This window comes from Ruegeria sp. CDSB136 (assembly GCF_059610965.1).
Genome location: NZ_JBXWOP010000029.1, coordinates 1 through 12,835 on the forward strand (window position 1 = coordinate 1; position 12,835 = coordinate 12,835).

Annotated in this window: 11 protein-coding genes; 3 read left to right on the forward strand and 8 right to left on the reverse strand. The window is 58.8% G+C overall.

Annotation, left to right across the window (positions count from 1 at the left end; all coding sequences use genetic code 11):
* Nucleotides 1–340: 340 nt before the first annotated feature.
* Together katG and AC2FIR_RS22315 are read right to left on the reverse strand one after the other, a co-directional pair.
* Nucleotides 341–2,542 carry a catalase/peroxidase HPI gene (gene katG, locus AC2FIR_RS22310; protein ID WP_496763191.1) on the reverse strand — a complete coding sequence of 734 codons (2,202 nt, stop codon included), beginning with the start codon at nucleotides 2,540–2,542 and terminating at the stop codon, nucleotides 341–343.
* Between the two features lie 318 nt (nucleotides 2,543–2,860).
* The gene (locus AC2FIR_RS22315; RefSeq protein WP_480813303.1) at nucleotides 2,861–3,703 is read right to left on the reverse strand and encodes an SDR family oxidoreductase; all 843 of its coding nucleotides are present in this window, start codon (nucleotides 3,701–3,703) and stop codon (nucleotides 2,861–2,863) included.
* Nucleotides 3,704–3,793: 90 nt separating this feature from the next.
* Here AC2FIR_RS22315 and AC2FIR_RS22320 point away from each other — a divergent pair, with 90 nt between their 5' ends.
* The gene (locus tag AC2FIR_RS22320; protein WP_496716914.1) at nucleotides 3,794–4,426 is read left to right on the forward strand and encodes a class I SAM-dependent DNA methyltransferase; all 633 of its coding nucleotides are present in this window, start codon (nucleotides 3,794–3,796) and stop codon (nucleotides 4,424–4,426) included.
* Nucleotides 4,427–4,439: 13 nt separating this feature from the next.
* Here AC2FIR_RS22320 and AC2FIR_RS22325 read toward each other — a convergent pair whose 3' ends face one another.
* Genes AC2FIR_RS22325 through AC2FIR_RS22335 form a run of 3 tightly spaced genes read right to left on the reverse strand, consistent with a single transcriptional unit; the run spans nucleotide 4,440 to nucleotide 8,408 of the window.
* Nucleotides 4,440–5,219 (reverse strand): carnitinyl-CoA dehydratase, encoded by a 780-nt coding sequence (locus AC2FIR_RS22325; protein WP_496747532.1) that lies wholly within the window; start codon nucleotides 5,217–5,219, stop codon nucleotides 4,440–4,442.
* Nucleotides 5,216–7,231 carry an acetate--CoA ligase family protein gene (locus AC2FIR_RS22330; RefSeq protein ID WP_496763195.1) on the reverse strand — a complete coding sequence of 672 codons (2,016 nt, stop codon included), beginning with the start codon at nucleotides 7,229–7,231 and terminating at the stop codon, nucleotides 5,216–5,218. Before AC2FIR_RS22330 ends, AC2FIR_RS22325 begins: the two co-directional genes overlap by 4 nt.
* A gap of 16 nt (nucleotides 7,232–7,247) precedes the next feature.
* Entirely contained in the window at nucleotides 7,248–8,408 is a 1,161-nt protein-coding gene (locus AC2FIR_RS22335) for an acyl-CoA dehydrogenase family protein (protein ID WP_170682600.1), read from the reverse strand.
* Between the two features lie 77 nt (nucleotides 8,409–8,485).
* On the opposite strand from AC2FIR_RS22335, the gene AC2FIR_RS22340 reads away from it, so the two are divergent.
* Complete coding sequence (locus AC2FIR_RS22340) at nucleotides 8,486–9,433, forward strand: GlxA family transcriptional regulator (protein WP_170619856.1); 948 nt, start codon at nucleotides 8,486–8,488, stop codon at nucleotides 9,431–9,433.
* A 12-nt stretch (nucleotides 9,434–9,445) separates the two neighbouring features.
* On the opposite strand, the gene AC2FIR_RS22345 is transcribed toward AC2FIR_RS22340, so the two are convergent.
* Together AC2FIR_RS22345 and AC2FIR_RS22350 are read right to left on the reverse strand one after the other, a co-directional pair.
* Nucleotides 9,446–10,438, reverse strand: coding sequence for a sterol desaturase family protein (locus AC2FIR_RS22345; RefSeq protein WP_480490884.1), 993 nt, complete (start codon nucleotides 10,436–10,438; stop codon nucleotides 9,446–9,448).
* Between the two features lie 92 nt (nucleotides 10,439–10,530).
* Nucleotides 10,531–11,286: a class II aldolase and adducin N-terminal domain-containing protein gene (locus AC2FIR_RS22350; RefSeq protein WP_480490886.1), complete on the reverse strand. Its 756-nt coding sequence runs from the start codon at nucleotides 11,284–11,286 to the stop codon at nucleotides 10,531–10,533.
* Nucleotides 11,287–11,399: 113 nt separating this feature from the next.
* Here AC2FIR_RS22350 and AC2FIR_RS22355 point away from each other — a divergent pair, with 113 nt between their 5' ends.
* The gene (locus tag AC2FIR_RS22355) at nucleotides 11,400–12,275 is read left to right on the forward strand and encodes a LysR family transcriptional regulator (protein ID WP_496763198.1); all 876 of its coding nucleotides are present in this window, start codon (nucleotides 11,400–11,402) and stop codon (nucleotides 12,273–12,275) included.
* Between the two features lie 87 nt (nucleotides 12,276–12,362).
* Here AC2FIR_RS22355 and AC2FIR_RS22360 read toward each other — a convergent pair whose 3' ends face one another.
* Nucleotides 12,363–12,797: a VOC family protein gene (locus AC2FIR_RS22360; RefSeq protein ID WP_496747540.1), complete on the reverse strand. Its 435-nt coding sequence runs from the start codon at nucleotides 12,795–12,797 to the stop codon at nucleotides 12,363–12,365.
* Nucleotides 12,798–12,835: the final 38 nt, after the last annotated feature.

Here is a 12,835-nt window from a genome sequence, read left to right on the forward strand (position 1 = left end):
CGTCTCAACCGTCTTTCCAGTCCGTCAGGCCGTCTCCCCGACCCGTCAGCACCGCCTCAGCAGCGCCGGTGAAGGGGTATTTACGGATTAGGTCTGGGACCTGCAACCCCCATTTTCAAAAAACTTCACATTTCACTGCAGAAACTGACACGGGTTAATGAAAACAACAGGTTATCTTAATAATTCGCGCGTTTGAGCGGCTTGTGCACTGCAGAAACCGGGTAAGAAGTCGACCTTTCGGCGGAATCGTACCCAGTGTTTGGTATGCACCTAGGTCCTAACCAAAGAAAACGCCGCCCGAGTCTCCTCGGGCGGCGCAATCACAGTAAAGGTCGCTGGTTTAGTGCAGATCGAAACGATCCGCGTTCATCACCTTGTTCCAGGCCGAGACAAAGTCACAGACGAATTTGCCCTCGGCGTCGGCCTGACCATAGACCTCGGCCAGCGCCCGCAGCTGCGAGTTCGAACCAAAGACCAGATCGACCCGGGTGCCGGTCCATTTGACCTCTCCGCTGGACCGGTCGCGCCCTTCGTAGACGCCCTTGCTTGCAGGCTTCCATTCGGTACTCATATCCAGAATGTTGGTGAAGAAGTCGTTGGTCAGCGCTCCGACACGATCGGTGAAGACGCCATGCTTGCTGTCGCCGAAGTTGGCGCCCAGAACGCGCAGGCCACCGACAAGTGCTGTCATCTCGGGTGCCGACAGGTTCAACAACTGCGCCCGGTCAACCAGCAACTCCTCGGGTGAGACGGTGTAGTCGGCCTTCTGGTAGTTGCGGAAACCGTCAGCGATGGGTTCCATCACCGAGAAGCTCTCGACATCGGTCTGTTCCTGCGTTGCATCCGTGCGGCCCGGGGTGAAAGGCACTTCGACATCCTGACCACCGGCTTTGGCCGCCTGTTCGATTCCTACCGCACCCGCAAGAACGATCACATCTGCCAGCGATACTTTCTTGCCACCCGACTGTGCGCCGTTAAAAGCCTTCTGAACTCCCGACAGGGCATCCAGCGCCTTGGACAGTTTCAAAGGCTCGTTGACGTCCCAGTCTTTCTGCGGCGCAAGCCGGATACGTGCACCATTGGCACCTCCGCGTTTGTCAGATCCGCGGAAGGTCGAAGCAGAGGCCCAGGCGGTCGAAACCAACTGAGACACCGACAATCCTGCCGCTGCAATCTTGGCCTTAAGGTCTGCCACATCCGCATCATCGACCAGATCGTGATCCACTGCCGGAACGTTGTCCTGCCAGATCAACTCTTCGGTCGGGGCTTCCGGACCAATATAGGCCGAACGCGGACCCATGTCGCGGTGGGTCAGCTTGAACCAGGCCCGTGCGAAGGCATCTGCGAACTCTTCCGGATTCTCATGGAAACGCTTCGAGATCGGGCCATAGATCGGGTCCATGCGCATCGCCATGTCGGCGGTGGTCATCATGGTCTTGACCTTCTTGGACGGGTCATGGGCCGCTGGGGCCATGTCTTCCTCTTTCACGCCGACCGGCTCCCAGATATACGCGCCCGAGGGGCTTTTGGTCAGGTTCCAGTCATAGCCGAACAGCAGGTCAAAATAGCCGTTGTCCCATTTGATCGGGTTCGCGGTCCATGCGCCTTCGATCCCCGAGGTCGTGGTGTCATCCCCCTTGCCAGAACCAAAATTGTTGATCCAGCCAAAGCCCATTTCCTCGATCGGGGCGGCTTCTGGTTCCGGGCCTACCAGATCGGGGTCGCCCGCACCGTGCGCTTTGCCGAAAGTATGACCACCCGCAACCAGCGCAACGGTTTCCTCGTCGTTCATCGCCATCCGGCCAAAGGTATCGCGAATATCGCGGCCCGAGGCCAAAACGTTGGGTTCACCATCCGGGCCTTCCGGGTTCACGTAGATCAGGCCCATCTGCACGGCGGCCAGCGGGTTTTCCAGATCGCGCTCGCCCGAATAGCGGCTATGCGGGTTGTCTGTCGGAGCCAGCCAGTCCGTCTCGGCGCCCCAATAGATGTCTTCCTCGGGCGCCCATATATCTTCGCGGCCTCCGGCGAAACCAAAGGTCTTGCCGCCCATTGACTCGATGGCGCAGTTACCGGCCAGAATCATCAGATCGGCCCATGAGATCTGGTTGCCGTATTTCTGTTTGATCGGCCACAGAAGACGGCGGGCCTTGTCGAGGTTGCCGTTGTCCGGCCAGCTGTTCAACGGTGCGAACCGCTGGTTTCCCGTCGAGGCCCCGCCGCGTCCATCCGCCGTCCGGTACGTCCCGGCGCTGTGCCAGGCCATCCGGATAAACAGGCCACCGTAGTGGCCATAGTCCGCCGGCCACCAGTCCTGCGAATCCGTCATCAGCGCATAAAGGTCTTCCTTCAGCGCTTTCATGTCCAGCTTCTTGAATTCTTCGGCATAATCAAAATCCGCACCCAGCGGATTTGATGCTGGGGTTTTCTGGTGCAGAATCGACAGGTTCAACTGGTTCGGCCACCAGTCCCGGTTCGACCGGGTACCCGCACCATGCATGACAGGGCATCCGCCTGTTTTGGGGTTATCACTTCCGTCCATATCGATCTCCAATCCTGGCTAAGTCCGGCAGGTTCGCGTGTGCAAATCTCAGATAAGTATAGTGGTTCGAACAGCACTCATCGTGCCGAGTCGTCCACATCACTCACCGGCAGAAGTAGCAAATTCAAACCATGCAAAAAAGTTTTGTTTTCCGATCAATTTCATAGCTTTTTGCTATTACTTGGAATTCACCTCAGACAGCGAAACCTGATCGGGCCGGACCAACACCCGACATGCACACCACACTCATCCCCGCAGGTCGCCTGACCCGGGGATTCAACAGTAAAAGATCCAGTCAGAAATGGCGTTTCTTAACCGCTACCGCTTCATCAGGGATTCCAGCCCGACACGATAGTCGGGATAAAGAAGCCGCACGCCCAGCTCTTCCTTGATACGGTCGTTTCTGACGCGCTTGTTCTCATTGTAGAAACTGCGCGCCATCGGAGTCATGTCAGCGTCCTCAAATGCCACGGCTGGCGGCAGCGGAAGCCCTTGAAGCTCGGCCGCGTAACCGATGACGTCCTGAGGCGGAACAGGCTCGTCATCACAAACATTGTACACAGAACCGGGATTGGGCCGTGCCATGGACGCCCGCAGTACCTGCGCAACATCGGCAACGTGAATGCGCGAGAAAACCTGCCCCGGCTTGATGATCCGCCGCAGCCCGCCGCGTTTGAGTTTGGAAAATGGTCCCCGCCCGGGACCATAGATGCCCGCCAGTCGGAAGATATGCGTCGGCAGGCCCGGAATTCCCGCCCATTCCTGTTCCGCGTGCAAGCGCCACTGGCCCCGGTCAGCCGTTGGTGCAGGCGGCGTCGATTCGTCGACCCAGTCGCCCTGATGATCGCCGTAAACCGCGGTTGTCGACAGATATCCCACCCAGGAAAACTGATTGGCCCGCGCCTCGATCTCGGTCCGCAGGGCGGCCAGAACCGGATCGCCCTTTGCCGTCGGCGCGATCGAGATCAACAAATGCGTCACCCCATCCAGTGAAGGTGCCTGACCCGGCCAGATCAGAGGGTCGGCACCTGAGGCCCGGATTGCATCGGCCCCGTCCGCATCCCGGGTTGTCCCGACAATCTGCCATCCATCATGCATCAGCAGCCGCGACAGTGCCTGCGCCGAATACCCGTGTCCAAACGAAAAAAGAGATCCAGTCATGGCCCCTTAGATGATCCGCTAAAGCGCCAGATGCAAGCACCTGCCCGAGGATACTTGATTCGAATCCCCTGATGCGCCTTTGATTGTGTCATGAGCGACAAGAACCCCGATCTGAAAGCCGCCTATGCGCTGAAAACGCCAGAGGACAACAAACGCCTCTATGCCGAATGGGCCGGAGATTACGACGAAGGCTTTGCGGCCCTCGAAGACTATCAGCTTCATGTTCACACCGCCCGCGCCTTTGTCGGTGCAGGCGGCCAAGGGCCGGTTCTGGATGTGGGTGCTGGCACCGGACTGTGCGGCGCGGTGCTGGCAGGGCTCGGAGTCGGACCCATAGATGCCACCGACATCAGTAGTGAAATGCTGAGTCAGGCAATGCGAAAGGACATATACCGGGATGCGATCGAGGCCGATCTGAACCACGGAATCCCGGTTCCCCAAGACAGTTATGCCGGCATCGTTTCGTCAGGCACATTCACGCATGGCCATCTGGGGCCGGATGTTCTGCCCGCTTTGTTGCGCATTGCGCGTGCCGGGGCGCAGTTCGCGCTGTCCATCAACGCCAGGCACTTTGAAAAGCTCGGCTTTGCCGAGGCGCTAAGGGAGTTGGAACAGGATCAGATCCGCAATCTGACCCTGACCGAAGTTCGCATCTACGGAGATCTTGCAGCAGGCGACAACAAGGATGACACCGCGTTGATCGCGCTGTTCGAACGCATTTGAATAGCCGCGCCGTTCAGCGCCCCTTCCAGACCGGGTCGCGTTTTTCGGCGAAAGCCCGCGCGCCTTCCAGATTATCATCAGAGCCGTACAAGGTATCGATCGTCGACAATTGGCGCCGCGTGATCCGGTTCATGATGTCCTGAAACTTCGAATCCTCGGCCTCACGCACAACTTCCTTGATTGCCGCATAGACCAGAGGCGGGCCGCTTGCCAGAAGCCGCGCAAGCTCCCATGCGCGGTTCATCAGCTGATCGGCGGAAACGATTTCATTGACCAGACCCCAGCGGCGCGCCTCGTCCGCATCAAACCAACGTCCCGTCAGCAACAGTTCCATGGCAACATGATAGGGAATGCGCTTGGGCAGTTTGACGCTGGCGGCATCGGCAATCGTGCCCGAACGAATTTCGGGCAGGGCAAAGCTGGCATGATCGGCGGCAACAATGATGTCAGCGCTCAATGCCAGTTCCAGACCGCCCCCACAGGCGATTCCGTTCACGGCAGCGATCACAGGCTTGTTCATGTCGCGCAGTTCCTGAAGCCCGCCAAAACCACCAACACCATAATCGCCGTCAACCGCGTCGCCGTCAGCCGCGGCTTTCAGATCCCAGCCGGGGCAAAAAAACTTGTCCCCTCCGCCGGCCAGAATGGCCACACGCAGATCGGGGTCATCGCGGAAGTCGCGAAATACGTCCCCCATGACACGGCTTGTCGCCAGATCGATGGCATTGGCCTTGGGTCGGTCCAGGGTAACTTGCAGAATTGCGCCATCGCGTTTGGTTTTGACCGGATTCATGAGCTTGCCTTTCGGATCAGGGCATCCACCGCAACCGCACCTTCCTTGGTGCAGATGAGAGGATTGATTTCAACTTCGCTGACAGTTGCCGCATTGGCAATGACATACGCCTGTACGGCTTCGACCGCGTCCAGAATTGCATCGATATCCGCTGCAGGTTTGCCCCGGTATCCTTCCAGCAGCGGCGCACAGGCCAACCGGCCCAGCGCGTTCTGCACGGCCTGCCGGGACGAAGGCACGAGCATTGAGACGGTATCACGCAGAATTTCAGCCAGTACCCCGCCCGCCCCCAAAGTCAGGACAAATCCATGCGCCGGATCACGCGTGACGCCGATCAGCAACTCGGCAACACCGCCATCCGCCATTTCCTCGATCAGTATGTCGTCGGTGCCGATCTTCTCTGCCACGGCGGTCAGAGCATCGGAACTTACGCCCAGTTGAACCGCGCCATGTTCGGACTTGTGTGCCAGGCCAATGCCTTTGACCGCAAAGGGGCCACACAAATCGACTGCGGCCTCGGCCACGCTGCTTTTGCAAGCTACAACACGCCGCGGCACCTTCACGCCGTGACCTGCCAAAGCCTCTTTTGCTTGCGCTTCGGTCAGAACCTGATCCGGGTCAGAGTTTGAGGGCAACAAAACCGGTTCGGCCGGTTCAGGTACGACGCGCGCCGCCGCCTCGATTGCGGCCAGCGCCTCGTGCAGGCCGGCAAAAGGGACAACACCACCGTCGACCAGTTGTCGCGCCACGTCCTGCGGCATCAGTTCGGGCAGGGTCGCTGTTACCGCAAAGGGGCGACCCGTGTGCGCGACGCAGTTCAGCGCCGCCTGCGTGGCGCAGGCCCAGTCGGTCGCATCGGTATGGGGATAGTCGACAATCGACATCGTCAGCGCCTTGTCCGGCCCGGTCAATCCGGTCCAGGCGCGGGTCATCGCGTCGGTGTCGCGCCAGATATAGGTGTGATAGTCCAGCGGGTTTGCCAAAGCCACCATCGGCCCCAACGCGGCGCGCAGATCGGTCTTTTGCCGGTCTGTCAGCGGCGGGAAATGCAGATCGCGCCCCTCGGCCATATCCGCGCCCAGGCTCGCCTCGCCACCAGAGCAGCTGATCATGCCCAGACCGTTGCCATCCAGACGTCCGGTGACATGCAGCAGTTTCAGGCATTCCAGAAAGCTCGGAATGTCACCCAGCCGGGCAATCCCAAGGCGGTCCAGAAAAGCCTGTGCTCCGGCGTCGCCTCCTGCCAGGGACGCGGTATGCGAGATCGTCGCCGCCTGTGCATGCGCGGAACGCCCCATCTTTAGAGCGACGATCGGCACCCCGCGCACGTGCGCCTTGGTGGCCAGCGCCTCCCATTTGCGCAGATCGCCAAAGCCTTCGATATGCACGCCGATGGCGGTGATCCGGTCATCGTCCAAAAGGGCCGACGCGATATCGGCCTGATGCGTCTGAGCCTGATTCCCGCAGGTCAGGATAAAGGCCAACGGCAGGGCACGGCGCTGCATCGTCATGTTGATGGCCATATTCGAGCTTTGCGTCAGGATCGCCACACCACGATCAACAGGCTGCATTCCATGCTGATCCGGCCAGACCGCAGTTCGGTTCAGGCCATTCACAAAGCCATAGCAATTGGGCCCGAGTATCGGCATATCTCCGGCGGCAGAGACCAGTTGCGATTGCAGATCGGCAGCCTGATCGTCTTCGGCCCGCGCTTCGGTGAAGCCCGAGGCGAAGCAGACCGCTCCGCCCGCGCCGCTTGCAGAAAGGGCTGCAACCGCGGATACGGTTGCATGACGGTTGATCCCCACGAAAGCCAGATCGGGGGGGCGGGGCAGATCCTCAATCGACGCATAAGCCTGTAAACCCGCGACTTGCGCAGCCTTGGGATGAACCGGCCAGATTTCTCCCTCAAATCCGAACTTGCGGGCCTGCGAAATCACTTCGGCGCACCACGCACCGCCACCGATGACCGCCAGTGTCGAAGGGTTCAGAACGCGCGCCAAAGCACCCATCACACGAGCTCCGGCGTCATGCGCCCAGCGCCCGCAACAGATCGCGGCTGATGATGTGGCGCTGAATTTCGCTGGTGCCGTCCCAGATGCGTTCAACGCGGGCATCGCGCCAGAACCGTTCAAGCGGGTAGTCGTCCATCAGCCCCATACCACCATGAACCTGAATCGCGGCGTCGGTCACCCGCGCCAGCATCTCCGACGCATAAAGCTTGGCCGAGGCGATCTCGCGGTTGCTTGGCAAACCCTGGTCCAGCCGGTCGGCGGCGGCCAGCGTCAACAAATCGGCTGCGTCAATCTCGGTGATCATGTCGGCGATCTGGAACGAAACGCCCTGAAACTTGCCGATCTTCTGCCCGAACTGTTCGCGCGTCGCGGCATAATCCAGCGCATAATCAAAGGCGCGGCGGGCGCGCCCCACGGACATGGCCGCAACGGTGATACGGGTGGCATAGAGCCATGTGTTCATGACCTCGAAACCGCCATCGACCTCACCCAGAACCTGAGCATCGGGCAGTCGACAATCGTCAAAGTCCAGAACCATGTTCTTGTAACCGCGGTGACTGACCGACTTGTAACCGTCCCGAATCGTGAAACCCGGAGTCCCACGATCCACCAAAAACGCCGTAATCCGCTTTTTAGGGCCTTTTGGCGTCTGATCTTCGCCTGTAGCGATGAAGACGATGATAAAGTCGGCATGCTCGGCGCCCGAGATGAAATGCTTGGTCCCGTTGACAACCCAGTCACCGCCGTCACGCACAGCTGCACATTTCATGCCACGCACATCCGAACCCGCGCCGGGTTCGGTCATTGCCAGCGCATCCATCCGCTCACCGCGCACGGCAGGCATAAGGTAGCGTTCGATCTGGTCCCCTTCACAGGCCATAAGAATATTCTGCGGCCGCCCGAAGAAATGGTTCAGCGCCATCGAACCCCGCCCCAGTTCGCGCTCGACCAGGGCAAATTCCAGATGGTTTAGCCCGGCGCAACCGACACTTTCGGGAAAGTTGCAGGCATAAAAGCCCAGTTCCAAAGTCTTGCGTTTGATGTCCTCGGCGATCTCGTGCGGAACTTCACCGGTCCGTTCGACCAGTTCTTCGTGCGGGTAGATCTCGTTCTCGACAAAGCTGCGAACGGTTGAGACGATCATCTCCTGTTCGTCGGACAGGCCATATTGCATCGGTTCACTCCACATTTGGACTTGTCGTTATCCTGACGTGGCTTGAAATCACGATCATACAGAATTAGACGATTATCATGCCGAAGTGGAAAAAATCTCCTCCTGCAACGCAGCGACTGGGCGTTCTACTGTTCGACGGGTTTTCGAACCATTGCCTTGCCAATTCGGTCGAACCGCTGCGCGCGGCGAACACCCTGTCGGGGCGAACCCTTTATGACTGGACATTCCTGTCGCTGGATCCTGGGCCCGTTACATCCTCATCCGGCCTGCAGGTCGCACCGCATGAAACGCTGCAAAAATCTCATGGCGACATGTTGTGGGTTATGCCGTCATACGGATTTCAGGCCCATGGCGGCTGGCGTACGCTGGCCGGACTAAGATCGGCTGCAGAAAGGTTCCAAACACTGGCAGGCCTGGACACCGGTAGCTGGCTGCTGGCGCGGGCCGGCTTGCTGGACGGGCATCGCGCTACCATCCACTGGGAGGAACTGACAGGTTTTACCGAACGCTTCCCCGAAGTCACGGCCCTGCGTGAGCGATATGTCATCGACCGCAACCGCATTACCTGTTCAGGCGCCATGGCAGCTTTCGATTTGGTCCTGTTTCTGATCGGGCGGGATCACGGGCAGGCCCTGGCCCTGGAAGTGTCCCAATTGTTCATGACCCGCGACTCCGCACGCTCTCATACCGGCGGGGCCGGTGCAACCAGCGGCTATGTGAACAAGGCTTTGGGCCTGATGCAGGAAAACCTGGAATCACCTTTGTTAGTGTCTGATATAGCCCGGCGCGTGGGGCGTTCCCAAAAGGCGCTTTCAATCCGAATGAACTCTGAACTCGGCGCGGGGCCGGCACAGGTTTATCGGCGGCTGCGACTTAATCTGGCGCGCAAACTGGTTTCCGAAACCGATCTGAGCATCGCCGAGATCGCCTTGCGCACGGGCTACGATGATCCCAGCGCCCTGACGCGCGCGTTCAGGGCCGAGTTCGGTGAGACACCGCGCGCCCTGCGGACGCGCGGAACCTGAAACCGCCGCCAGTCAGCCGAACATCTTTTTCTTGCGCGCCCGGGTAACTTCGGTCGCCTCGGGCGAGCCGTCATGGAAAGTTCCGAACCAGCGGTCCCAAGGCATTTCCTGATTGCCGTAGTTGCATTCGTAATACCGATGGTGGAGCTGGTGGTAGAACGTGCCCAGAGCCAGCCGTTTTCTATCCTTCACCAGCAATTCCTCGTACCCGGTATGGGTCATCGCAGCGCCCGGGCCCTGAAACACGATGTGGAAATACAGGTGGATCGGATGGGACGGAACAATCCAGTGAATGCACAGGGTCGAGAGATAAAAGAAATGCTCGACCGGATGCATCGAGAAACCTGACCAAGGGCCGATATTGACGTTTCGGTGATGCAGGCTGTGGACCTTTTTATAGAGGAACGGCTGATGCAGCAGACGGTGCACCCAGTAAAAATGAAAGGCCGACCACATTGGCAGCAGGATCAGCCAAAGGATGAACCAGACCGGATTTTCAGCAAAGGTGATGGTTGGCGTATATCCGTTGGCCATCAACCACATGGTCACGGCCTGAAACCCGGTCAGCTGCAGAACGCCCGACCCCAGAGACCAGAACATGTTGTCCAGCACCTGATCGCTGAAATTCCACAGCTTGTTGTTCTTGCCCTGCTCGCGCCGTTCGAACTTCAGCTTTTTACCCTGCGCCTTGCGCGTATAGAAGTACCAGTGCAACCCTCCGGCGACGATGAAGATCATGGCAAAATTCACCAGCCAGATCTGAAAAATCCAGCCAAACGCAAAAGTCCTGACGGTTTCGAGCGATGGGTAGAAAAACGCCCACAGCGCAACGGCCAATCCCAGCATCAGAACCCGTTCGCTAAGGGTCAGCCAGTTCCGGGCGAGCCAGCCCGCCAAATACGCCGGATCAGGTGGCCAGCGAAACACCGAAGGATTCTGCAAGGGCAGATCAGGGTGGTAATTCCACTCGCGGCTCATGTCCTGCATCTGAGAATTGTCTGTCACGTCGAAGTATCCTGTGGTTGGGATCGGCAATATTCAGGGCTCCGGCGCCGTGCAGACACGTCCGGTTGCTCTGCCCGTCAGGAGGGTCTGGTTCAGGTGGCGTAGTCCGAGCCTTCGGCGTCCAGCACGGCCTTGATTTCGCGCATATGCGCTTCGGCCTGCCCGGGATAGTCATCAAGCTCTTGCGCCGTTTTCTCGGCGATCTCGTCCGGAAGAACCCGCAACTTCTGTCCCGTTTGCAGCGCGCGTATGTAGGTTTCCGCAGCTCTTTCGAAGTAATAGAGCCTGTTGAACGCGTCCGCAGGATCGCTGCCGATCACCAGAACACCATGATTGCCCATGATCATGACTTTCTTTTTCGGGTCCGCCAGCATCGAGGCACAGCGTTCGCCTTCACTCTCAAAGGCCAGACCGCCAAATTCCTCGTCAACAACGTAACGGTTGTAAAACGTGGCGGTGTTCTGGTCGATCGCAGGCATCGTACTGTCCGCCAGCGAGGCCAGTACGGTGGCGAAGATCGAATGCACATGCATCACGCAACGCGCATGTGGGCAATGTCGATGAATCGATCCGTGCAGGCCCCACGCGGTCGGGTCCGGTGCACCGGGCTGGTCCATTACGTTCGGGTCATTTGCGTCCAGAAACAACAGATCCGAGGCCCGTATACGGGAAAAGTGCATCTGATTGGGATTCATCAGAAACTGCGTGCCGTCTTCGTTCACCGCCAGGCTGAAGTGGTTCGCGACCGCTTCGTGCATCTTCAGCCGTTCGGTCCAGCGGAATGCGGCGGCCATGTCCACACGTTCGGGCCAGTGGTCAATATTGGGGCGCAGGCTGGTAACGGTCATGTCAGAAACTCCTGTATTTCGGGTCTGCGTGGAACCGTGCCTTTTGCAAACGGGTTTGACCAACGAAAAATTCGCGGTTAATCCATTAGCTCAGCTAATGCCAGAGTTATGCAATGCAAAAACTGCTTCCACCTTTGGGCTGGCTGCGCACTTTTGAAGCGGCGGCCCGCCATCTTTCCTTTACCGGGGCCGCACGCGACCTGAACATGACGCAAAGTGCTGTCAGTCAACAAATCAAGGCGCTGGAAGGTCACCTGGGGCAGCCCCTGTTTCTGCGTCGTCACAGGGCGCTGGAGCTGACCGAGGCCGGAATAACCTATTTGCCTGTCGTTCGTGACGCTTTTCGCACCCTTGTCCGGGGCACCCAGGCCGTTACGGGTGCACAGCAGAACGCGGTGCAGGTGCAATGCAATATCACCTTTGCGGTAAACTGGCTGGCCCCCCGTCTGCCGCGGTTCCGCGCTTTGCACCCTGATGTCCAACTGAATATCTTCACCGAACTTTGGGAACCCCGGGAAATGGCCGAGGGCGCGGCGGTCGAGATCCGTTATTCGCTGCGTCCGGCAGACACCGTGAGGACCGAGTTTCTATGTTCCGACGCCTATTATCCGGTATGTGCTCCGAATTATCCGGTCACTTTGGAGACCCTGCAACAGCAGCCCCTGTTCGATTGTTCGAACCTCATGTCAAACTGGGCAAGCTGGGCTGAAGATCAGAGCCTAAATTGGGAAAATCCGCCCATAACTCATGCCACGACCTATCTGTTTGGCCTGTCCGTCGCGATGGCCGGTGGCGGGTTGTGCCTGGCCCATGACGCCATCGCCAAACATCTGATTGAGAAAGGAAGCCTGATCGCCCCCTTCGCACACCGTGCCGCGATGCCCGAGGCGTACTACCTGTTGCTGTCACCACAGGCCGAAGAGAATTCAGGAGCGATTGCGTTTGCTGAATGGCTGCGAAAGGAAATTGCCGAACCCGTTCCGAGCTGATCCCGGCGAGTAGATCTATGTCCATCGTCTATGCCCGTTGGGCATCTCCTTTGGTTGGGCCAAGCAGCGCTGCGCGCTGCTACAAGCTCAGTCCTGATTTACGTCTTTCGGGCGGCTGGGAACCCAGGCATATCCGTTTTCACAGAGGATATAGGCCTCGCGCAATCCGTGGGGTTTATCCGTTGGGGCCTGCAGAACGGTGCCCCCGGCCACTTCTGCACGGGCAGATGCATCGTCCGGATCTGTTTCGTACAAGCGAATTTCAACACCGGCCCCGCGCGGGGGATTCTCGGGCAGCAATCCAAGCAGGGGATTCGAGTGGTATGTCCCGTCAGAGTGCAACTGAAAGACGTGCGTTCCGTAGGTGACGATCGCAAAATCTGCGGTCACTTGGTGACTGGTCATGTTAAAAACAGCCTCTAAGAAAGCGCATTCCGCCGGTACATCGCGAACCAGCAGGTTCAGAGCGATCCCACTGAGGCTGCGTCCAAAACTGTCTGCATCTATTGCGTCATAATCCATGGCACCATGCAAAACCCGAACCGCGGCGCATTGCAAGT